Consider the following 21,173-nt stretch of genomic DNA (forward strand, 5'->3'; position numbering starts at 1 on the left):
TGCTCCCCTCGACCAGGTGTGGTGCCCGGCACACTAACCCGCGCTCCTGGCGGCGACGGCGGCCCGGGCGGGACGCCGCAGCAGGAGGCCCGCGGCCAGGGCGGCCAGCAGCGCGGCGGCGAGCCACCCCAGGCCCGCACCGGCCAGCGGCAGCGCCGTCCCCTCGCTCACCCGGACGACGAGCAGCACGACGGCGACGCCGAGCGCGGTGCCGAGCTGGGCGGCCGTGTTGAGCACCCCGGCCGCGGTCCCCTGCAGCTCCGCGGGGACGTCGGTCCCGAGCGACGTGGCGGCCACCGAGGACAGCCCGATGCCCAGCCCCGAGACGGCGACCCCGGCCGACACCACCCACGGCCCGAGCCCCGCGCCGAGCAGGGCCGCGGTACCGGCGGCGATGACGGCCAGGCCCGCGGCGGCGGTGGCGCGCGCGGAGACCGACCGCATCACCCGGGCCGAGAGGGCCGCGCCCCCGACGACGCACACGCTGAAGGGCAGCAGCGCCAGCCCGGTGGCCGTCGCACCCAGCCCCTCGCTGCCCTGCAGGTGCAGCGTGGCCACGGTGACCGCCGAGCTCGTCGTCGCGGTGTTGGCCGCCGAGGCGAGCACGCCGCGGCGCAGGCCGGGGTGCCCGACGGCGGTGCGCGGCAGCAGCGGGTCGCGGGCCCGGCGCTCGACGGCGGGCAGCGCCGACGCGGCGGCGAGGCCGGCCACGAGCAGCCCGGCGCCGGCGGCCCGGTGCGCGCCGTCCTCGAGCAGCGACGCGCCCGCCACGACCGCCGCCACGGCCGCGACGAGCACCGCCGCGCCGGCCAGGTCGAGGGGCCCGCCGCGCTCACGCGGGGTGGGCGGCGCGGTGCGGCGCACGGCGACCACGAGCAGCACCGCCAGCGGCAGGTTCCCCCAGAACAGCAGCCGCCACCCGGCGAGGTCGGTGAGCACGCCGCCGAGGACCAGCCCGCTCGCGCCGGCCGCCGCCCCGGTGGCGCTCCACGCGGCCAGCGCCCGCCGCCGCGCCGGCCCCTCCTCGGTCGCGGCGGTCAGCAGGCGCAGCGCGGTGGGCACCGAGAGCGCGGCCGCCGCACCCAGGGCGCCGCGAGCGGCCACCAGCACCCCGACCGACGGGGCGACCGCCGCCGCCAGGGACGCCGCGCCGAAGCCGGCCAGCCCCACCGACAGCACCCGCGCGTGCCCGAACCGGTCGCCCAGGCGGGCCGCGAGCACCAGCAGCGCGCCGAAGAGGACGGCGTAGACGGCCACCACCGGGGTGGCCGCCGACGCGGGCGCGCCGAGGTCGGCCAGCATCGTCGGCAGCGCCGCGATCACCAGGGTGGTGCCGAGGACGTCGACGAACTGCACCGCGCAGAGCGGGACCACCGCCGTCATGCCGCGGCGGTACCCGCTTCTTCATCGATGAAGCACGCGAGGATCACCGGGTGCCGCACGACCGCCACCGCCCGGTGACCCTCCAGGAGGTGGCCGCGGCGGTCGGCGTCTCGGCCAAGACGGTGTCCAACGCGTTCTCCCGGCCCGACCAGCTCTCCGCCGCGCTGCGCGAGCGGATCCTGGCCACCGCGCGCCGGCTCGGCTATCCCGGGCCCAACCCGCTCGCTGCAGGCCTGCGGCGCGGCCGCGTCGGCGCGATCGGCGTCGCCTACGACAACGGGCTGTCCTACGCCTTCGACGACCCGGTCGCCGTCGCGCTGCTCGCCGGGGTCGCGTCGGCGGCGGAGCCGGCCGGCTCCGGGCTGCTGCTCGTGCCCGGCTCGTCCGACCCCGCGCGGCGCCTGGCCGCGGTGAGCGACGCCGTCGTCGACGGGCTGGTCGTCTCCTCGGTGGGCGACGACGACCCGCTGCTCGCGGCGGCGATCGTCCGCGGGCTGCCGCTCGTCGTCGTGGACCAGCCCCGTCCGGACCGGCTCGCCGCGCTCGGGGCGCCGGGGACGCCGTGGGTGGGCGTGGACGACCGCGCCGCCGCGGCGGCCGTGGCCGGGCACCTGCTCGACCTCGGGCACCGGCGGCTGGCCGTCGTCTCCTTCGGGATGCACCGGGACCCGATCACCCCCGGGCTGGTGGACGAGCGGGCGCAGGCGGCCGCCACCTACGCCGTCACCCGTGACCGGCTGGCCGGCTACCGCGACGCCGCGCGGCGCGCCGGGCTCGACTGGGCGGGCGTCCCGGTGTTCCACGGCGGCGACAGCACGCCCGAGGTCGGGGAGGTCGGCGCGGATGCCGTCCTCGCCACCGACCCGCGTCCGACGGCGCTGCTGTGCCTGAGCGACCGGCTCGCGGAGGGCGCGTTGCAGGCGGCGGCCCGGCTCGGCCTGCGGGTGCCCGGGGACCTGTCGGTCGCCGGCTTCGACGACGCCGCGACGGCGCCCGGCCTCGGCCTCACCACCGTCCGCCAGCCGACCCGCGAGAAGGGCCGGGCGGCCGGTCAGGCCCTGCTGGACCTGCTGGCCGCCCGGCCCGCCCCCGCGCCGCGGAGCCTGCCCGCGGAGCTCGTCGTCCGGACCTCGACGGGCCCGCCCGCCTAGCGCCCCTTCCAGACCGGCTTGCGGCGCTCGGCGAACGCGGTCGCGCCCTCGCGGGCGTCCTCGGAGGCGAACACCGGCTCGATGAGCGGCTGCTGCCTCGCCCAGGCCTCCTCGGCCGTCCAGTCGGAGGTGCTGCGCGCGATCTGCTTGGTCACGGCGACCGCCAGCGGGCCGTTGGCGGCGATGACCTCGGCCAGCGCGACGGCGGCCTCGAGCGCACCGCCCTCGTCGACGACGCGGTTGACCAGCCCGACGGCGGCGGCCCGCTCGGCGTCGACCGGCTGCCCGGTCAGCAGCATCTCCATCGCGACGGCGTGCGGCACCCGCCGCGGCAGGAACAGCGCGGCACCGCCGGCGGCGATCAGCGACCGGGACACCTCGGGCACGCCGAAGCGCGCCGACCGCCCGGCGACGACGAGGTCGCAGGCGAGCACCAGCTCGAACCCGCCGGCCAGCGCCCACCCCTCGACGGCGGCCAGCAGCGGCTTGCGCGGCGGCGTCTGGGTGATCCCGCACAGCCCGCGCCCCTCGATCGAGGGCCGCTCGCCGCGCAGGAACGCCTTGAGGTCCATGCCGGCGGAGAACGTGCCGCCGGCACCGGTGAGCACGCCGGCGCGCAGGTCGTCGGAGGCGTCGAGCTCGTCCACGGCGTCGGCGACGCCCCGGGCGACCGCGCCGTCCAGGGCGTTCTTGGCCTGCGGCCGGTTGATGGTGATCACCTGGACGGCGCCGCGGCGCTCGACCAGCACGGACTCGGTTCCGGGCTCGCTCACTGCTGGGCCTCCTCCTCCGCGGCGCACCGCGGCTCGTGCGTCCCCGTCATCGGGGGCGCGACCACTCCTCCAGCACGGCCGCGGCGTCGGCCGGGCCGGGCGGCACCGGGGCGGGCGGCCCCGCCGGCGTGCGGGAGAACCGCGGCGCCGGGGCGGCCTGCCGGACGCCGTCGACGTCCACGAGCGTGCCGCGGGCGGCCAGGTGCGGGTGCTCGGCGGCCTCGTCCGACGTCAGGACCGGCGTGACGCAGGCGTCGGTGCCGTCGAAGACGCGCTCCCAGTGCTCCCGCGGCTGCGCGGCGAACGCGGCGGTGAACAGCTCCCGCAGCCGCGGCCAGCCGCGCGGGTCGGCCTGCGCCGGCAGGTCCTCCCCGGCCAGCCCCAGCCCGTCCAGCAGCGCCGCGTAGAACTGCGGCTCCAGCGCGCCGACGGCGACGAAGCGGCCGTCGGCGCAGGCATAGACGTCGTAGTAGGGCGCGCCGCCGTCGAGGACGTTGGTGCCCGGCCGGTCCGACCACAGCCCCATGCCGCGCATCGACCACAGCATCTGCGAGATCAGCGCGACGCCGTCGACCATGGCGGCGTCGACCACCTGGCCGCGGCCCGAGCGCGACCGCTCGTGCAGCGCGGCCAGGATGCCGACCAGCACCAGCATCGACCCGCCGCCGTAGTCGGCGACCAGGTTCAGCGGCGGGCGGGGCACCTCACCGGGCCGGCCGAGGGCGGCCAGGGTGCCGGTGAGCCCGAGGTAGTTGACGTCGTGGCCGACCCGGTCGGCCCACGGCCCGTCCTGCCCCCACCCGGTCATCCGCGCGTAGACCAGACCCGGCGCGCGCTCCAGGCAGGCGTCGGGGCCGAGGCCCAGCCGCTCGGCCACGCCGGGGCGGAAGACGTCGAGGAACACGTCGGCGTGCCCGGTCAGGCCCAGCACCAGGTCGCGGCCCTCGGGCGTCTTCACGTCGACGGCGAGCGAGCGCCGGCCGCGCATCACGACGTCGCGCGCCGCACCGCCCAGCGACAGCCCGCCGGAGGGCCGCTCCACCCGGACGACGTCGGCGCCGAGGTCGGCCAGGACCATCGCCGCGTGCGGGCCGGGCCCGATGCCGCCGAGCTCCACCACCCGCAGGCCGGCCAGCGGTCCCCCGGTTCCGCCCCCGCTCACGTCCGGGTCCGCAGGTGCCGGTCGAAGAAGCGCAGGATGCGCGCCCACGCGTCCTCCGCCGACGGCCCGTGGTGACCGACGCCGAGCACCTTCCCCAGCGCGGTGAGGGGCCCCGCGTCGTGGCGGTTGAGGAACGAGTGCCCGGCGTCGGGGTACTCCTTCACGTCGTGCTCGACGCCGAGGTCGGTGAGCACCCGGTCCAGCCGGCCGGCCGCGCCGCGCAGCGCGACGTCGCGGCGGCCGTAGCTGCCCACCACCGGGCAGGCGCCGGCGAGCACCCGCTCGGCGTCCGCGGGCAGCGGGCCGTAGTTGGGCGCCGAGACGTCGAACCCGCGGGTGGCGCCCATCAGCGCGAACTTCCCGCCCATGCAGAACCCGAGGACCCCGATCCGGCCGGTGCAGTCGTCCCGGCCGGCGAGGAACCGGCGCGCGGCCTCGAGGTCGCCGAAGGCCGGGCCCTCGCCGCGGTTGAGCGACCGGAACGTCGAGCGCAGGCAGCGCACCGCGCCCCCGGCGGTGAACAGGTCCGGCGCGACGGCGAGGTAGCCCGCCGCGGCCAGCCGGTCGGCGTGCTGCCGCACGTCGTCGGTGAGACCGAAGACCTCGTGGACGACGACGACACCGGGCCAGGGCCCCTCGCCCACCGGCGGGACGGCCAGGTGGGCGGACAGCTCCGGCGCGCTCGCGCCGCCGGGGATCACGGTGGTGGGCAGGTCGGCCTCCCGGGTCGCAGCGGCAGCGCAGGCGCCGCCGACGCTAGCCCGCGGGTGTGTCGCCCGTCTTCCCGGCCCGTTCGTGCCCGGCCGGCGTCGCCACCACCTCCCGCGGGCCCCCGACCTCGTGCCCGGCGGCACAGCGCAGGGACAGCGACACCGGCGCACCGCAGTCGCGGTGCGAGAGCTCCAGGGGCGGGGTGCCGTCGGCGGCCAGCCACCGGTCGCCCCACTGCATCAGGGCCACCACCGCCGGGTAGAGGTCGCGGCCGCGCTCGGTGAGCCGGTACTCGGAACGCTGCCGGGCACCCTCGTCGCGGTAGGGCACGCGGACGAGCAGGTCCTGGGCCACCAGCGAGTTCAGCCGGTCGGTGAGCACCGCCTTCGGTGCGCCGAGCGCACGCTGCAGGTCGGCGAAGCGCCGCACGCCGAGGAACGCCTCGCGCAGCACCAGGAGGCTCCACTTCTCCCCCACCACGGCGAGGGTGCCGGCGACCGAGCAGCGCGCGCGGTCGTAGACGTCGAGGGCGGTGCCGTCGGGGGCGGGCGGTGTGTCGGCCGTCACGGGTGCAGCGTAGGTCACGCTGGGTTCGCTTGACGAACCATGCACTCGGGAGGATGGTTGGACATGCAGACCCAGCAGGTCGGAGCCGGAATCCGTGTGACCGGCGCCGCACCCGCACGGGCCCGCCGGTGACGACCGGAGGTGGCCGCCGCCGTGGACCGTCACGGACGTGACACCGCCTGAGAGGGACCCGACATGACCCGCCTGAGCACCGCCCTGGCCACCGCCCGCAGCACCCGCGCCCGCCGCCGCGACGAGCGCGAGCTGCAGCGAGCCCTCGCCACCGCCCCGACGCAGGAGTCCGCGCACGAGATCGCCGCGCTGGCCGCCCGCTTCTGAGCACCGGCCGGGTCCGCCCGGCGCACTCCCCCGACAGCCCCGTGGCCACCGGCCGCGGGGCTGCCCCGTTCCCGGGCGGTGGTGGTTCCCCGGCGGTGGTGTGCGCCACACTCCGCCGCTAGAGTGGCACTGAGTGCCACCGGGGCCGGCCCGGCGGGACGGACGAACGGAGACACTCGTGGCGAACGCGTGGTTCGAGACGGTGGCCGAGGCCCAGCGGCGCGCGAAGCGCCGGCTCCCCAAGGGCGTCTACGGCGCCCTGGTGGCCGGGTCGGAGAAGGGCCTGACCGTCGACGACAACATCCGGGCCTTCGAGGAGCTGGGTTTCGCGCCGCACACCGCGGGCCTGGCCAACGAGCGCCGGATGGCCACCCGCGTCATGGGCCAGGACGTGTCGATGCCGGTCCTGATCAGCCCGACCGGCGTGCAGGCCGTGCACCCCGACGGCGAGGTCGCCGTCGCCCGCGCCGCGGCCGCCCGCGGCGTGGCGATGGGCCTGTCCTCGTTCGCCAGCAAGCCGGTCGAGGAGGTCGTCGCGGCCAACCCGCAGACCTTCTTCCAGATGTACTGGGTGGGCACCCGCGAGGAGATGCTCGCCCGCATGGACCGGGCCAGGCGCGCCGGCGCCGTCGGCATGATCGCCACCCTCGACTGGTCCTTCGCCTACGGCCGCGACTGGGGCAGCCCGTTCATCCCCGCGAAGATCGACTTCGAGGCCGCCCGCCGCTACGCGCCGCAGGTGCTCATGCGCCCGCGCTGGCTGGCCGCCTTCGCGAGGACCGGCCGCATCCCGGACCTCACCGTCCCCAACATGGTCGCCACCCCGGGCGAGCAGGCGCCCACCTTCTTCGGCGCCTACGGCATGTGGCAGGCATCCCCCATGCCCGGCTGGGACGACCTCGCCTGGCTGCGCGAGCAGTGGGACGGGCCGTTCATGCTCAAGGGCGTCATGCGCGTCGACGACGCGAAGAAGGCCGTCGACGCCGGCGTCACCGCCATCTCGGTGTCCAACCACGGCGGCAACAACCTCGACGGCACCCCCGCCTCCATCCGCGCCCTGCCGGCGGTGGCCGAGGCGGTCGGCGACCAGGTCGAGGTGCTCCTCGACGGCGGCATCCGCCGCGGCACCGACGTCGCCAAGGCCCTCGCCCTGGGCGCCAAGGCGGTCATGATCGGCCGCGCCTACCTCTGGGGCCTCGCCGCCAACGGGCAGGCCGGCGTAGAGAACGTGCTCGACCTGCTGCGCGACGGCCTCGGCTCCGCACTCACCGGCCTGGGCCGCGACTCGGTGGCCGACCTGGCCCGCGACGACCTGGTCATCCCACCCGGCTTCGAGCGGCGCCTGGGCGTCGAGGGCCCCGACGCACCGGTCGAGTCCGTCGAGTCGGTCCCCGCGCGCAACCGCCGCAGCCGCAGCGCCTGACCGCCGCCGGCCGGGGTCCCCTGAGCCGAGGACCCCGGCCGTGCCCCCTTGGTGTGGGACCTGCCACAGCCGCTCGGCGTCGCGGCCTGTGCCGACCTATGCTCGCGCCCGCCATGGATACCGCGGGGGCCGGGACCGTCGGGTTCAGGGTGCTGGGCGGGGTCACCGCCGTCCGCGACGGCGTCCCCCTCGACCTCGGCGGCCGGCGGCAGCGCTCGGTCGTCGCCCGGCTGCTGGTGGCCGGCGGCCACGTGGTCCCCGCCGAGGTGCTCGTGGCCGACCTGTGGCGCGGCGCCTCCCGGCCGACGCGCTCGGGACGCTGCAGGCGCACGTCAGCCACCTGCGCCGGGTGCTCGAGCCCGGCCGGGCCCCGCGCACGCCGGCCCGGCTGCTGGTCACCGTCCCGCCCGGGTACGCGCTGCGCCCGGCCGACGACGCCGTCGACGTGCTGCAGGCGGTGCGGCTGCTCGACGAGGGCGACCGGCTCGCCGCGACCGACCCCGCCGAGGCGCGGCAGCGCTACGGCGCGGCCATCGACCTGTGGCGCGGCCCGGCCTACGCCGAGTACGCCGACGAGCCGTGGGCCGCGCCGGAGGCCGCCCGCCTGGACGAGCTGCGGCTCACCGCCGTCGAACGGCGGGCCGCCGTCGCCCTCGAGGCCCCGGGCGGGCGCGACCCCCTCCCGCAGCTGCGGGCGCACGTGGCCGAGCACCCGCTGCGCGAGGAGGGCTGGCGGCTGCTCGCCCTCGGTCTCTACCGCGCCGGCCGGCAGGGCGAGGCCCTGGGCGCCCTGCGCGAGGTGCGGACCCGGCTGGCCGACGAGCTCGGCGTCGACCCCGGCCCGGAGCTGCGGGCGCTGGAGGAGGCCGTGCTGGCCCAGGCGCCCTCCCTCCTGCCGGTGCGCCGGCCGGCCCCCGCGGTCGGCCGCCCGGCGCCGTCCCCCGAGCCCTCGCCGCCGCCACCCGCCGTCACCGCTGCGGCGGAGGTGCCCCGGCCGGTCGGCCGCGAGACCGAGCTGGCCGCACTGCACGCCGCGGCCGGGCGGGCCGCCGCCGGCTCGGTCGAGGTCGCCCTGCTCGCCGGGGAGGCGGGCAGCGGCAAGACCACGGTGCTCGACCACCTGCGCGCCGAGCACGCCCGGCGCGGCTGGGCGACGCTGGCGGTGTCCTGCCCGGAGACCGACGGCGCCCCGCCCGGCTGGCCGTGGGCCGCCGCGCTGCGCGCGCTGGCCGCCGGGACCCCGCCGGCCGACCCCGCTCCCCTGGCGGCGCTGCTCACCGACGACGCCCCCGCCCTGCCCGGCGACCCGACCGGGCACCGCTTCCGGCTGCACCGCGCCGTCGCCGCCTGGCTGGCCGCCGTCGCCGCGCGGGCGCCGCTGCTGGTGACCGTCGACGACCTGCACCGCGCCGACCGCGAGACCACCGCACTGCTCCTGGACCTGCTGCCGGCCCTCGCCGGGTGCCGCGTGCTGGTCGTCGCCGGGCACCGCCCCGAGGAGAGCGCCGGGCTGGCCGACGTCCTCGCCGCCCTCGCCCGCCGGTCCCCCCTCGGCCTCCCGCTGCGCGGCCTGGACGCCGCCGCCGTCGACGAGCTGGTCGAGGACTGGGCGCTCACCCCGGTCGACCGCCGCACCCGCGCCGCGATCGCCGCCCGCGCCGACGGCAACCCCTTCTACGTGCGGGAGCTGCTGCGGCTGGTCGACTCCGGCGCCGAGGTGGCCTCCGTGCCCGGCACCGTGCGCGACGTCGTCCGCCACCGGCTGGCCGGCCTGCCGGCGCGCACCGGCACCCTGCTGAAGCTGGCAGCGGTGATCGGCCGCGACGTCGACGCCGAGGTGCTGCTGTCGGCCGCGGCCCCGGCCGGCGGTGGCACTGACGAGGACGAGGAGGCGCTGGTCGAGGCCCTGGAGACCGCACTGGTCAGCGGGCTGCTGGTCGAACCCGGGCCGGGGCAGCTGCGGTTCGTGCACTCCCTGGTGCGCGACACCCTCTACGAGGACCTGTCCTCCCTGCGCCGGACCCGCCTGCACGGGCGGGTGGCCGCCGTCCTCGAGCGGCTGCGGCCCGACGACGTCACCGCGCTGGCCCACCACGCCGCCGCGGCCGGGCCCGGCTCCGCCGCGGCGGCCGCCCGCTGGGCGCAGGCGGCCGCCGAGCTCGCCGGGCGCCGGTTCGCCCACGCCGACGCCGCCGTGATGTGGGGACGCGCGGCCGAGGCGCACCGCGTGGCCCGGCCCGGCGACACGGTGGGGCTCGCCTGGCTGCTCGGCGCGCAGGCGCACGCGTCGGCGCGGGCGGGCGCGGTCGGCGAGGCCCGCGCCCTGCGGGCCCGCGCCCTAGCGGTGCTGCCCGAGGACGCGCCGGCGGAGCTGACCGCGGGCGTGCTGCTGTCCTCGGACGTGCCGACGTTCTGGAACGCCTGGGTCGACCCCGTGGACGACCGGTTCGTCGCGCGCACCGAGTCCGCGATCGCCGCCCTGCCGGTCGGGGACCCGCAGCGGACCCGGCTGCTCGCGCTGCTGGCCACCGAGCTCGAGGAGCGGCACGAGGCGCGGGCCGTCGAGGCGTCGGGGCAGGCGGTGACCGAGGGCCGGCTCGGCGGGGACCCGCTCGCGCTGGCCCACGCGTTGGCGGCCCGGCAGTTCCACGCGGTGGGCGGGCCCGACCGCAGCGAGGCGACCGCGCTGGGCACCGAGCTGCTCGACCTCGCCCGGCGCGAGGGCTTCGGCTTGTTCGAGGCGGTGGCGCGGCTGATGCTCCTGCAGGACACCTGCGCGGTGCTCGACCTCGACGCCGCCGACACGCACGCCGCGGAGGCCGAGCGCCTGGCCGCGGCACACGGGCTGCCGCTGCTGCACGGCATCGCCCGCTGCTACGTCGGCATGCGCGCCGCCGTCGCGGGACGGGTGGCCGAGGCCGAGGCCGCCTACGACGTCGCCGAGCAGGCCCTGCTCGCGGCCGGGTACTACCCCGAGATCACGCGGGCGCTGCGGCTGCACACCCAGCTCGGCCTGCAGCTCGGGAGCCCGGAGGCGCAACCGGTCGCGCCCGAGGAGATCGCCGCCATGGTCCCGATCTCGCCCGAGATCTCCACCGAGACCTGGGCCCTGACCCTGGTGCTGGCCGGGCGGACGGACGAGGTGCGAGCTCTGTGCCCACCGCACTCCCGCGCGGTCCGCGACCTGTTCACGCCGTTCTTCGAGTTCGTCCGGGGCGAGGTGGGGCTGGCCCTCGGCGACGCCGCGCGGATGGCCGAGGCCGAGGCCGAACTGCTCCCCTACCGGGACGGCGTCTGCGGGACCGAGACGGCCCTCATGGCCTTCGGCCCGACGGCGACGCTGCTCGCCCGCCTGGCCGCGGCGCGCGGCGACCGGGAGGCGGCCGAGGCGCACCGCGCGGTGGCGGTCGCCGTGGCCGAGCGCACCGGACACCCCGGGTGGCTCGCGGCCGCCCGTACCGCCCTCGACTGAGGAGCCTTCGTAGCGCTAATGGCTGCCCCGGCCGGACACGAGGTCGCGACGGCGGCGCCAGCGCGGCTCGGCCGCCCGGAGGAGCACCCGCAGCGGCGGGGGCGTCGCGGCCAGCAGCCCGGCGCGCTCGGCGGGGGTGGCGCAGGCGTCGGCGACCTCCGCCAGCGCGAAGGCCGCCTGCCGCAGTCCGGACCCGCGCGCGCAGACGGCCTCGTAGCGGGCCAGGTCGCGTACCGAGACGCACCGGCGCAGCACGGGGAACACCTCGCGCTCCTCCTCCTCGACGTGCTCGTCCAGCACGACGGCCAGCTCCGCGAGGACGGCGGCCAGCGCGGGCGCGGCGCCCGGGGCGGCGGCGAACGCCGTCAGCGCGCTCCCGGCCCGGCCGAGCAGCGCGCGGAGGACGGCGTGGTCCTCGGTGAGCGGATCGAGGTCCGCACCGTGCGCGCCGGCGCTGGCGGCGACCACCGGCCACAGGACGGCGTCCTCCCGCGCGGTGTGCGCGTGCACCTCCCGCAGCACGGCCCGGCCGAAGCCGACCACCGCCTGCCGCCGCCGGGGCGACCACGGACCGCCGGCGGCGGCCTCCTCCGCGACGTCGGCCAGCAGCCGGCAACCACGTCGCAGCGCGCGGTGCGCCAGCGCCAGGCGGGCGACGTCGACCTCGGGATCGCCGGGCCGGCGGGGCGTGACGGGGAACGGCAGCGGTGCGGTCGCGGTCACGGTGCGACGGTCCCCCGGACCGGTTGCCGGTGACTTGCAGCCGACTGCCCGGGTGCCGGAAGGGCGAGGGGTCGCCGCGCGTTGCACCGGCCACGCACCCCCGTCCCCAGGAGCTCCTCCATGCGCATCCCGCTGTCCGTGCTCGACCTCGCCCCTGTCGCCCGGGGGGAGACCTACGGCAGCAGCATCGCCGCCAGCGTCGCCCTGGCGCAGGCCGCGGAGGAGGCCGGCTACACGCGGGTCTGGTACGCCGAGCACCACAACATGCCCGCGATCGCGTCGTCGGCCACCAGCGTGCTGGTCGCGCACGTGGGCGCGCACACCTCGACGATCCGGCTCGGCGCCGGAGGCGTCATGCTGCCCAACCACTCGCCGCTGACGATCGCCGAGCAGTTCGGCACGCTCGAGGCGATGTACCCCGGGCGCATCGACCTCGGCCTGGGCCGCGCGCCCGGCTCGGACCAGAACACCATGTACGCGCTGCGCCGTGACCCGGCCTCGGCCGAGCGGTTCCCCCAGGACGTGCTGGAGCTGCAGGGCTACCTGACCGGCCACTCGCGGGTGCCCGGCGTGCAGGCCGTCCCCGGCCGCGGGGCGCACGTGCCGCTGTACGTGCTCGGCTCGTCGATGTTCGGCGCGGGTCTCGCCGCCGCACTCGGCCTGCCGTACGCCTTCGCCTCGCACTTCGCCCCGCAGCTGCTCGAGCCCGCGGTGGCCGCCTACCGGCGCGACTTCCGCCCCTCCGAGCAGCTCGACGCCCCCTACGTCATCGCCGGCGTCAACGCGGTCGCCGCGGACACGACCGAGGCCGCCCGCGAGGCGCTGCGGACCACGCGCCGCCGCCTGGCCGTCGGTCTGTTCGGCCAGGGCCGCGACCTCGACGACGCCGCCGCGGACCTGCTGCTGTCCTCGGGCGCCGGCCGGCACGTCGACGGGATGCTCACCCACACCGCCGCCGGCACGCCCGCCGAGGTGCGCGAGGCGCTCACCGACTTCGCCCGCCTCGCCGACGCCGACGAGCTGATCGTGGCCCACCAGGCGCCCACCACCGAGGTCCGGCTGCGCTCGGTCGCCCTGACCGCCGAGGCGATGGAGTCCGTCCCCGCCTGAGCGAGCCGACAGCGCCACGGCGGCCCTCCGGGCTGTCGGGGCGAGCGAGACCCGGGGGTCCGGGAGACTGCGGACGTGCACGCCGAGACCGTCATCCTGCTCGTCCTGGCCGCGGTCGCGGTGATCGTGGCGGCCCGCTGGCTGGCCGGCCGCACCGGCCTGCCCGCGGCCGCCCTGCTCACCGTGGCCGGGCTGGTCTACGGGTTGCTGCCCGGACCGAACCTCACGCTCGACCCCGACATCGTCCTCAGCGTCCTGCTGCCGCCGCTGCTCTACAGCGCCGCGCTGGACTCCTCGCTCATCGCCATCCGCGCCAACATCCGCACCGTCGTCAGCCTCTCGGTGCTGCTCGTGCTGGTCACCGCACTGGTCATCGGGGCCGGGTTCGCGCTGTGGGTGCCCGGCGCCACGCTCGCCGCCGGCATCGCCCTCGGCGCCGCCGTCGCCCCGCCGGACCCGGTGGCCGCGCTCGCCATCGGCCGCCGGGTCGGGCTGCCGCCCCGGCTGGTCACGCTCATCCAGGGCGAGGGGCTGCTCAACGACGCGACCGCGCTGACCCTGCTCACCGTCGCGGTCACCGCGGCGCGCGGCGAGGGGTTCTCCACCTGGTCGGCACTCGGCTCGTTCGCGACGGCCGCCGCCGGCGGTGTGGCCGCCGGGCTGGTCGTCGCCTACGGCGTCCGGCCGCTGCGCCGGCTGCGCCGCGACCCGCTGGCGTCCAACGCGATCTCCCTGGCCACGCCGTTCATGGCCTACCTGCTGGCCGAGTCGGTGCACGTGTCCGGGGTGCTGGCCGTCGTCGTCGCCGGGCTGGTGATCGCGCACAACGCGCCCTACTGGACGTCGGGGGCCACCCGGCTGCAGACCGACGCCTCCTGGCGGCTGGTCGACTTCCTGCTCGAGGGCATCGTCTTCCTGCTCATCGGCCAGCAGCTGCCCGCCGTCATCAGCGGTCTGGGCCAGTACGCGCCGTCGACGGTCGTCGTCGCGTCGGTCATCACCGTGGGCGCGGTGCTGCTGGTCCGGCCGCTGTGGCTGTGGCTCACCGAGCACGCGCCGCAGGCGCTGCACGTGCGGCTGAGCGGCGCCCCGGCCGCCGACGAGGACGACGACCCGAGCACCCCGCCGCGGCAGCTGTCCGGCCGGGAGATCACCGTGCTGAGCTGGGCCGGCACCCGCGGGGTGATCAGCCTGGCCGCCGTCTTCACCATCCCGCTGGTCACCGACAGCGGCGACCCCTTCCCCGACCGCGACCTGCTGCTGTTCTGCGCCTTCCTCGCCGTGCTGGTCACCCTGGTCGGGCAGGGCGCCACGTTCGCGCCGCTCGTGCGCCGGCTGGGCCTTCGGGCCGACGCCGCCGACGCCGCCCGGCAGCGCAACCAGGCGCGGATGGCCGCCGTCGAGGCGGGGCTGACCCGGCTCGACGAGCTGCAGGCCGAGCAGCACGACCACGTCGACGACGCCGCCATCGAGTCGATCCGCGCCGCGCTGAGCACCCGGCTGGAGCGCTACCGGCGGCGGCTGGAGACGCTCGAGGACGCCGAGGGCGAGGTGCCGATGTCGCCCCAGTACGAGGCGGCGCTGCGGGTGCGCCGGGCGGTCATCGACGCCGAGCGCGACGAGCTGCTGCGCTGGCGGGACCTCGGCCGGCTGCCCGACGAGGGCCTGCGCACGCTGGAGCGCGAGCTCGACCACCAGGAGCACCTGCTCCCGGCGCGTCCCCTCTAGGGACGGCCGGCACGGGGGACGTCGACCGTCGCGACCTCGATCCGGCCGGCCCGCGGGCCGCCCTCGGCCCAGGTGGGCGCGGTGCAGACGAACAGCGTGCGGCCGTCGTCCCCGCCGAGCGTGCAGGCGTAGGACGGCGACCCCGACCCGACGGCGACCCGCCCGGTGACCTCGCCGCCCTCGCGCACGCGCAGCACCTCGGCCGTGCGGGCCGTGGCGAACCAGACGTGCCCGTCGGCGTCGAGGCAGATGCCGTCGGGCGCCAGCCCCGGCGTGTCGGCGAACACCCGGCGGCCCGACAGCGAGCCGTCGTCGGCCACGTCGAAGGCGGTCAGCCGGGCGCCGTACGTCTCGGCGACGACGAGGGTGCGCCCGTCGTCGCTGAGCGCCATGCCGTTGGGGAACCGCAGGTCGTCGGCGACGACGACCGCGGTGCCGTCGGGGTCCACCCGTACCAGCCCGGTCGGCTCGACCGGTGCGCCGCCGACCAGGTCGAAGCCGAAGCTGCTGACGTAGGCCCGCCCGGCGGCGTCGACCACCAGGTCGTTGGCGCGGGAGCGGGTCAGGCCGGTCAGGTCGGCGCGCACGACCGGCCCGGCGCCGGTGACCTCGAGCAGCGCCCGGCGGGTCATGGAGACGACGAGCAGGGTGCCCTCGGGCGTCCAGCCCAGCCCGGACGGCGCGTCGTCGAGGTCGAGCACCGTCGCCAGGTCGCCGTCGGGCGTCAGCGACCGGACCCGCCGGTCGTGGAAGTCGGAGAACACCAGCTGGCCCTCGTGCCAGCGAGGGCCCTCCGGGAAGCCGAGGTCGCCGGCCAGGGTCGTCGTCGTCGCGTCCACGCCGCGGAGCGTAGGAGCGCGGACGGCGGTGGCTCAGGGGCGGTAGCGCGTCTGGCCGTGCGGTCCGCCGAAGGCCAGCACCTTGGCCGGCGCGACCCGGTAGACCCGTGCGCCGCCCTGGGTGGCAGCCCCGGAGGAGCTGACCTCCACGAACTCCTGGCCGCGCACCTCGAAGTGCCAGTCCTCGCCGTACTTGGCGTACCAGGCGGCGGCCAGCGCGGTGAGCGCCTCCGGATCCGTCACGCGGACCGCCGTCCCCTCGACCACGACGTCGGTACCGCTGAACCAGCCCTGCGCACCCGTGCTGCCGGTCGTCACGGCCACGTGCGGGTTGGCGTCGAGGTTGCGCTGCTTCTGCTCGTCGGCGCCGGTGCAGAACGCGAAGGCGCCGTCGTGCCAGACGCCCACGAGCGGAACGGCGTGCGGGCGTCCGTCCGTGCGGACGGTGATGATCCAGTAGAGCTGGGCGTCGGTGAGCAGGCGCTCGATGTCCGCCCAGGCCGGCGGGGTGGCCGACGCGTCGCCGTAGCGCGGGTCGATCTGTCCGGTCGTCATGGGAGGTCCGACTGCTCCCGGGAGCGGGAGTCATCGGCGCGGGTCAGAGCCGGTCGGCGCCGGTCAGGCCGACCCGGTCGGCGCTGGCCTCCCACAGCGCGACGGCGAGGTCGTCGTCGAAGGCCTGCGGGCTGTCACGCACCGGGACGCCGCGCTCGTGGTACTCCCCCGGCTCCCAGTCGACGCCGGGCGTGCCGGTGGCCAGGCGGGCCAGCTCCGCGCCGCCGGTCTCCGGCCGGCCCATGGTCAGCCAGCGCAGGGGCGTCCGGTAGGCCGGCCGCATCCGGCTGGTGGAGCCGCGGGTCAGCCGGGTGGCCAGGCGCGCCGCGGTGCTGGAGGTGGCGACGACGGTGCCCCGGCCGGCGACCAGCGGGTCCCGCAGCAGCGCGGTGAGCAGGAACGGCGCGAGGTGGTTCACCTGCAGCGTCGTCTCGTTGCCGTCGGCGGTGTACCGCGGCCGGCCGAACACCCCGCCGGCGTTGTCGGCCAGGACGTCGATGCGGGGGTGCCGCGCGGCGAGGTCCGCGGCCGGCGCCCGGACGTCGTCGAGGCGCGCGAAGTCCGCGACCGCCGGCTCGCCGCCCACCTCCGCCGCGACGGCGGAGGTCCGCCCGGGGTCGCGGCCGACGACGACCACGGAGAAGCCGTCGGCGGCGAGCAGCCGGGCGGCCGCCGCGCCGATGCCGCTGCTGGCCCCGGTGACGACGGCGGTGCGCCGGCTCACCCCTCGGTGGGGCCGGTACAGGCGAAGAGGACCGCGGGCGGCACGTTCCACGGCGTCACGCGGGTGCGGACGCCGGCGAAGCGGCGGCGCAGCTCCCCGAGCACCAGGGGCGAGTACTGGATGACCAGCGCGGTGCCGCCGGGACGCAGCGCCCGCGGCAGCTGGTCGAGCAGCCGGCGGCGCAGCCCGGCCTCCAGCGAGGTGAACGGCAGCATCGAGACGACGACGTCGGCGCGCTCACCGCCGAGGTGCGACCCGAGGTCCTCAGCGGAGTCGCAGACGACCTGCAGCCGGGGGTCGGCGAGGCGCTCGGTCAGCCGCCGGGCCAGCTGCGGGTCGATCTCCACGGCGACCAGGCGGGCGTCGTCGCCGAGCCGGGCGAGGATCTCCCGGGTGGCCACGCCGGTGCCCGCGCCGAGCTCGACGACCAGGTCCGCCGACGGCACGTCGGCCAGGTCGAGCATCGCGCGCACCGCGGTCCGGGAGGTGGGCAGCACCGCCCCGACCTGTCGCGGGTTGTCGACGAAGGCGCGCAGCAGGCGCAGTCCGTCGGTGAGGGTCTGGGGCACTCGTCCTCCTTCAGCCGGTGGTGCGGTGGGCGGTCCGGCGAGCGGTCCGGTGGGCAGTGCGGTGGGCATCGAGCCAGGCGACGACGTCGTCGAGGACGTGCTCCTTCTCCGGCTCGTTGTGCGGCTCGTGGTACAGGCCGTCCCAGATGCGGACGGTCAGGTCGTCGGACCCCGCGTGCTGCCGGACCACCTCGCTGGCCGACGGCGGCATGAGCCGGTCGTCGCCGCCGTGGAGGACCAGCAGCGGGAGGCGCAGGCCGCGCAGCCGGGCCGGCATGCCCGCGGCGCCGAGCATCAGCTCGGTGCCGGTGCGGGCGACCATCTTCCCGTTGTGGTTGAGCGGGTCGGTCCGGTAGGCGTCGACCACCTCGGGGTCGCGGCTGATCGTCTCGACGTCGAGGGTGAGCACGCCGAGGTCCGGCGCGAGCCGGGACAGCACCGGCGCGACCACCCGCTGCACCGGGTTGGCGGTGCTGGTGTCCAGCGCCGGCGCGGAGACCACGCCACCGGAGACCCGCTCGTGCGGCTCCCCGGTGAGGTACTGCAGGGCGACCAGCCCGCCGAGGCTGTGGCCGTAGACGAACAGGGGGATGCCGGGGTGCCGGTCGGCGGCCGCGCGGGCGGTCTGCGCGACGCCCTCGACGGCGGCGGCCAGGCTGCCGATGTTGCCGCGCCGCCCGGGCGACCGGCCGTGTCCCGGGTGGTCGGGGGCGTAGGAGGCGTACCCCGCGGCGCCGAGCCGCTCGGCGACGTGCGCGTACCGCCCGCCGTGCTCGTGCACGCCGTGGACGAGCACCACGACGCCGACCGGGTCGGGCACCGACCAGCCCTGCCAGTACTGCCCGGAGGCCAGCGTGCCCTGGCCGTGCCGCACCGCTGTGGTCACGGGACCTCCCGGTCGATCGGATGCCGGCGCGAACCGTAGCCCGCCGCGGGCCCGCTGGCGCTCCGACGGCGTCGTGCGGCCACCGGCATCCGGTACGCGCGGGCGGAGCGGTTCGCCCCGCCGGTGCCCGAGCCGCCGGCCGACGGCGTCGTCGCGGCCGGCCGGGAGGTCCGCCGGGTGTGGGCCGGCTTCGCACGCGCCGGGGAGGCCGCCCCGGCGCCGCACCTGCGGGTCAGCGGGGGATGACCGTCAGGGGACGACGGGCTCGACGTCGCGCGTGCAGAACATGCACACCGACGCGTCGACCGGGATGAAGCTCTTGCAGTGGTCGCACTCGCGGTTGCCCTGCGCGCCGGCGGTCTCCCGTCCGGTGGCCTTCCGGATGGCCTGCACGAGGAACATGATCGTCACGGCGAGCAGCACGAACGACACGAACGCGGTGAGGAACGACCCGTAGCGGATCTGCGAGCCGTTGACGGTGAGGACCAGGGCGTCGAAGTCCGGCTGGCCGAAGACCGCCGCCACCAGCGGCAGGATGACGTCGCCGACCAGCGACTCGACCACCGTCGCGAAGGCGGCCCCGATCGCCAGGCCGACGGCCAGGTCCACCAGGCTGCCCGAGAAGGCGAAGTTCCGGAAGTTGGTCAGCAGTCCGCGCACGATTCCTCCCCGTCCGTCCCGACGGCGGGAGCGTAGGGCGGCCTCTCAGCGCGGCTCGGCGGGGGTCCCCCGGGGACCGGGGCCGAGGTCGCGCTGCAGCCAGGCGACGTCGTGCCAGGCGCCGTCCTTGAAGCCCACCCGGCGGTAGGTCCCGGCCGGCTCGAACCCCAGCGCCCGGTGCAGGCCGAGGCTCGCGTCGTTGGGCAGCGCGACGCCGGCCAGCGCCACCCGGTACCCGCGGGCGGCCAACCGCTCGAACAACGCCTCGTACAGGGACCGGCCGGCACCGGTGCGCCGCCGGCCGGGCTCGAGGTAGACGCTCACCGCGCACGACCAGCGGTAGGCCTCCCGGGACATGAAGGGCCCGCCGTAGGCGAAGCCGCGCACCGCGCCGCCGTCCTCGAGGACCAGCCAGGCGTGCCGCTCCTGCGCGGCGGCGATCCGGCGCGCCATCTCCGCCCCGGTCGGTGGCTCGGCCTCGAAGGAGACGGCGCTGCCGGTGACGTAGGGGGCGTAGACGTCCCGGCAGGCCGCGGCGTCGTCGGGTGTCGCGTCGCGCACGGTCACCCGGCCGACGCTAGCGATCAGACGAGCGCCGGCGCCCCGAGGTCCGCGGTCCACAGCACCGGCTCGCCGCAGCGGCCCTGCTTGGACACGTACATCGCCTGGTCGGCCCGCTTGGTCAGCGCCGCGCCGTCGAGCCCCGGCTCGCTGCACGCCACACCGAGGCTGGCCTCCAGCCGCACCGCGCCCGCGGAGATCTCGGCCGGCACCGACAGCGCCGCCCGGATGCGGGCGCCCAGCGCGGCGGCCGCATCCGGGCCGTCGACGCCGCGGCTGACCACGAGGAACTCGTCGCCGCCGAGCCGCCCGACGATGTCGTCCTTGCGCAGCACGCCGGCCAGCCGGTGCGCCGTGGTCAGCAGCAGCTCGTCGCCGGCGTCGTGGCCGAGGGTGTCGTTGACCGGCTTGAACTCGTCGAGGTCGACGAAGACGACCGCGGTCGGGCGCCCGCCGGGGTCGGCGAGCGCGGCCTCCAGCACCGCCATCGTCGAGGCGCGGTTGTGGCAGCCGGTGAGCGGGTCGAAGGTCGCCTTGGCGGTGAGCTCCTCACGCATACGGGCGCTGTCGGTGACGTCGGAGACGCAGACCAGCGCGCCCGAGGCGCCCTCCCGGTCGCTGAGCGCGACCAGGCTCACCGCGCACACCCGCGCCTCGCCGGCGGGGGTGCGGATGCCGACCTCGAGCGCGGCGTCCTCGCCGTCGCCGAGTACCCGGCTCAGCGCCGTCTCGAGCGCCTCCCGGCCGGCGTCGTCGGCGACGGCGCTGAGGTCCGCCCAGCCGTCCACGGCGGGCACGCCCAGCAGCACCTGCAGCCGGGAGTTCGCGTGCACGACCTCCCGGTCGGCGGTCAGCTGCAGGATGCCCTGGGGCAGCGCCTCGGTAAGCCGGCGCAGCAGGCGCTCCTGCTGCCGCAGCGCCTCGTGCGCGGCCATCTCGTCGGACACGTCGCTCATCTGCGTGACGACGACGGCGTCGGCGGGGTCGTCGGCCGGGACGTACTGGTTCTCCAGCTCCAGCCAGGCCCACGAGCCGTCGGCGCGCCGGTGCCGCAGCCGGACCCGCTGGGACTCCTGCCTGGAGAGCAGCTCGAGCCAGTTGGCGATGGCCCGCTCCTGGTCGTCGGGGTGGACGAACTCCGAGGAGCGCTGGCCGACCATCTCCGCGGCCGTCCAGCCCAGCATCCGGGTGGTGCGCTCGTCGATCTCGGTGATGACCGCGAGCGAGGTCTTGCGGACCGTCGCCGTGCGCGGCCGCCGGGACACCTCCAGGTCGGCCAGGGGCGCGGGCCCGCGCTCGGTGGAGGCGGCGTCGAGGACCTCGAGGGCGCCCACGAACACGCCGTGCGCCTCGCGGACGTCGACGAAGGTGAGCGACAGCGCCGCCTCCGGCTCCCGGCGGCCGTGCACCGTGGCCAGGCCCACGCCGTGGGTGCGGGCGCGCTCCCATGCGGTGATGACGGTCATGGCGTCGGCGGGGAGCACGGCGTCGAGGAAGGTCGCGCGGTCGGCCGACGGTGGCATGACCCGCTCCGGCGGGACGCCGACCGAGGCCGGCATCGGGACGACCACGCCGTCGGTGGCGATCGCGGCCAGCACGGCGTCGGGAAGGCGCAGCAGCGCGGACAGGACGTCCTCGCGCTCGGCCGGCGTTCTCGGGGTGGCGGTCACCTCGGGCGGATCGGCGCGGCCCGCCCGGACCTTGAGCCTCCGGTGCGCGGGAACTCACCCTCTGGGGTCGGTCCTCGGCGCGTCGCCCGATCGGGTGGCACGATGGCATCACGGTGCCCGCCGTTCGAGACGCCGGACGGTGCGGCAAGCCGACTCCGGGTCTCCCC

General features: G+C 77.4%; 21 protein-coding genes. 7 read left to right on the forward strand and 14 right to left on the reverse strand.

What is annotated here, in order from left to right:
* Positions 1 to 33: 33 nt before the first annotated feature.
* Positions 34 to 1,383: an MFS transporter gene (locus BM414_RS05965; RefSeq protein WP_093578521.1), complete on the reverse strand. Its 1,350-nt coding sequence runs from the start codon at positions 1,381 to 1,383 to the stop codon at positions 34 to 36.
* Between the two features lie 50 nt (positions 1,384 to 1,433).
* On the opposite strand from BM414_RS05965, the gene BM414_RS05970 reads away from it, so the two are divergent.
* Complete coding sequence (locus BM414_RS05970; protein ID WP_093578522.1) at positions 1,434 to 2,534, forward strand: LacI family DNA-binding transcriptional regulator; 1,101 nt, start codon at positions 1,434 to 1,436, stop codon at positions 2,532 to 2,534.
* Here BM414_RS05970 and BM414_RS05975 read toward each other — a convergent pair.
* Genes BM414_RS05975 through BM414_RS05990 form a run of 4 tightly spaced genes read right to left on the reverse strand, consistent with a single transcriptional unit; the run spans position 2,531 to position 5,747 of the window.
* The gene (locus BM414_RS05975; protein WP_093578523.1) at positions 2,531 to 3,307 is read right to left on the reverse strand and encodes a crotonase/enoyl-CoA hydratase family protein; all 777 of its coding nucleotides are present in this window, start codon (positions 3,305 to 3,307) and stop codon (positions 2,531 to 2,533) included. The two genes, BM414_RS05970 and BM414_RS05975, sit on opposite strands and share 4 nt — an antisense overlap.
* Before the next feature lie 46 nt (positions 3,308 to 3,353).
* Positions 3,354 to 4,469: a CaiB/BaiF CoA transferase family protein gene (locus BM414_RS05980; RefSeq protein ID WP_093578524.1), complete on the reverse strand. Its 1,116-nt coding sequence runs from the start codon at positions 4,467 to 4,469 to the stop codon at positions 3,354 to 3,356.
* The gene (locus BM414_RS05985; protein WP_245784523.1) at positions 4,466 to 5,170 is read right to left on the reverse strand and encodes a dienelactone hydrolase family protein; all 705 of its coding nucleotides are present in this window, start codon (positions 5,168 to 5,170) and stop codon (positions 4,466 to 4,468) included. The genes BM414_RS05980 and BM414_RS05985 overlap by 4 nt, the downstream gene beginning before the upstream one ends.
* 55 nt (positions 5,171 to 5,225) lie before the next feature.
* The gene (locus tag BM414_RS05990; protein WP_093578749.1) at positions 5,226 to 5,747 is read right to left on the reverse strand and encodes a winged helix-turn-helix transcriptional regulator; all 522 of its coding nucleotides are present in this window, start codon (positions 5,745 to 5,747) and stop codon (positions 5,226 to 5,228) included.
* 195 nt (positions 5,748 to 5,942) lie between these two features.
* Here BM414_RS05990 and BM414_RS29145 point away from each other — a divergent pair, with 195 nt between their 5' ends.
* The 3 genes from BM414_RS29145 to BM414_RS06000 all read left to right on the forward strand — a co-directional run bounded on the left by BM414_RS29145 (position 5,943) and on the right by BM414_RS06000 (position 10,981).
* Positions 5,943 to 6,086 (forward strand): hypothetical protein, encoded by a 144-nt coding sequence (locus BM414_RS29145; RefSeq protein WP_175551442.1) that lies wholly within the window; start codon positions 5,943 to 5,945, stop codon positions 6,084 to 6,086.
* 178 nt (positions 6,087 to 6,264) lie between these two features.
* Complete coding sequence (gene mftD / locus BM414_RS05995) at positions 6,265 to 7,509, forward strand: pre-mycofactocin synthase MftD (protein WP_093578525.1); 1,245 nt, start codon at positions 6,265 to 6,267, stop codon at positions 7,507 to 7,509.
* Positions 7,510 to 7,792: 283 nt separating this feature from the next.
* Positions 7,793 to 10,981: an ATP-binding protein gene (locus BM414_RS06000; RefSeq protein WP_175551443.1), complete on the forward strand. Its 3,189-nt coding sequence runs from the start codon at positions 7,793 to 7,795 to the stop codon at positions 10,979 to 10,981.
* Between the two features lie 15 nt (positions 10,982 to 10,996).
* On the opposite strand, the gene BM414_RS06005 is transcribed toward BM414_RS06000, so the two are convergent.
* A complete protein-coding gene (locus tag BM414_RS06005; protein WP_175551444.1) occupies positions 10,997 to 11,704 on the reverse strand; it encodes a hemerythrin domain-containing protein in 708 nt (235 codons plus the stop codon).
* Positions 11,705 to 11,824: 120 nt separating this feature from the next.
* Between BM414_RS06005 and BM414_RS06010 the strand changes: the two genes are divergently transcribed.
* Together BM414_RS06010 and BM414_RS06015 are read left to right on the forward strand one after the other, a co-directional pair.
* A complete protein-coding gene (locus tag BM414_RS06010) occupies positions 11,825 to 12,814 on the forward strand; it encodes an LLM class flavin-dependent oxidoreductase (protein WP_093578528.1) in 990 nt (329 codons plus the stop codon).
* 75 nt (positions 12,815 to 12,889) lie between these two features.
* The gene (locus tag BM414_RS06015) at positions 12,890 to 14,542 is read left to right on the forward strand and encodes a Na+/H+ antiporter (RefSeq protein ID WP_093578529.1); all 1,653 of its coding nucleotides are present in this window, start codon (positions 12,890 to 12,892) and stop codon (positions 14,540 to 14,542) included.
* On the opposite strand, the gene BM414_RS06020 is transcribed toward BM414_RS06015, so the two are convergent.
* From BM414_RS06020 to BM414_RS06040, 5 genes are read right to left on the reverse strand one after another with little or no spacing between them, the layout of a single operon-like run.
* Positions 14,539 to 15,381: an SMP-30/gluconolactonase/LRE family protein gene (locus tag BM414_RS06020; RefSeq protein ID WP_175551445.1), complete on the reverse strand. Its 843-nt coding sequence runs from the start codon at positions 15,379 to 15,381 to the stop codon at positions 14,539 to 14,541. The genes BM414_RS06015 and BM414_RS06020 overlap by 4 nt on opposite strands.
* Positions 15,382 to 15,414: 33 nt before the next feature.
* Positions 15,415 to 15,936 carry a pyridoxamine 5'-phosphate oxidase family protein gene (locus BM414_RS06025; protein ID WP_093578530.1) on the reverse strand — a complete coding sequence of 174 codons (522 nt, stop codon included), beginning with the start codon at positions 15,934 to 15,936 and terminating at the stop codon, positions 15,415 to 15,417.
* 43 nt (positions 15,937 to 15,979) lie between these two features.
* Entirely contained in the window at positions 15,980 to 16,660 is a 681-nt protein-coding gene (locus BM414_RS06030) for an SDR family NAD(P)-dependent oxidoreductase (RefSeq protein ID WP_093578531.1), read from the reverse strand.
* The gene (locus tag BM414_RS06035) at positions 16,657 to 17,229 is read right to left on the reverse strand and encodes a class I SAM-dependent methyltransferase (protein WP_093578532.1); all 573 of its coding nucleotides are present in this window, start codon (positions 17,227 to 17,229) and stop codon (positions 16,657 to 16,659) included. The genes BM414_RS06030 and BM414_RS06035 overlap by 4 nt, the downstream gene beginning before the upstream one ends.
* 10 nt (positions 17,230 to 17,239) lie before the next feature.
* Positions 17,240 to 18,115, reverse strand: coding sequence for an alpha/beta hydrolase (locus BM414_RS06040; protein WP_093578533.1), 876 nt, complete (start codon positions 18,113 to 18,115; stop codon positions 17,240 to 17,242).
* A 123-nt stretch (positions 18,116 to 18,238) separates the two neighbouring features.
* Here BM414_RS06040 and BM414_RS31295 point away from each other — a divergent pair, with 123 nt between their 5' ends.
* Complete coding sequence (locus BM414_RS31295) at positions 18,239 to 18,361, forward strand: hypothetical protein (protein WP_281246714.1); 123 nt, start codon at positions 18,239 to 18,241, stop codon at positions 18,359 to 18,361.
* 3 nt (positions 18,362 to 18,364) lie between these two features.
* On the opposite strand, the gene mscL is transcribed toward BM414_RS31295, so the two are convergent.
* From mscL to BM414_RS06055, 3 genes are read right to left on the reverse strand one after another with little or no spacing between them, the layout of a single operon-like run.
* The gene (gene mscL, locus BM414_RS06045; RefSeq protein WP_093578534.1) at positions 18,365 to 18,775 is read right to left on the reverse strand and encodes a large conductance mechanosensitive channel protein MscL; all 411 of its coding nucleotides are present in this window, start codon (positions 18,773 to 18,775) and stop codon (positions 18,365 to 18,367) included.
* A 45-nt stretch (positions 18,776 to 18,820) separates the two neighbouring features.
* Positions 18,821 to 19,342: a GNAT family N-acetyltransferase gene (locus BM414_RS06050; protein WP_093578751.1), complete on the reverse strand. Its 522-nt coding sequence runs from the start codon at positions 19,340 to 19,342 to the stop codon at positions 18,821 to 18,823.
* A gap of 17 nt (positions 19,343 to 19,359) precedes the next feature.
* A complete protein-coding gene (locus tag BM414_RS06055) occupies positions 19,360 to 21,006 on the reverse strand; it encodes a sensor domain-containing diguanylate cyclase (RefSeq protein ID WP_093578535.1) in 1,647 nt (548 codons plus the stop codon).
* Positions 21,007 to 21,173 lie beyond the last annotated feature (167 nt).

Source organism: Geodermatophilus amargosae, from assembly GCF_900116515.1.
Classification (GTDB): Bacteria; Actinomycetota; Actinomycetes; order Mycobacteriales; family Geodermatophilaceae; genus Geodermatophilus; species Geodermatophilus amargosae.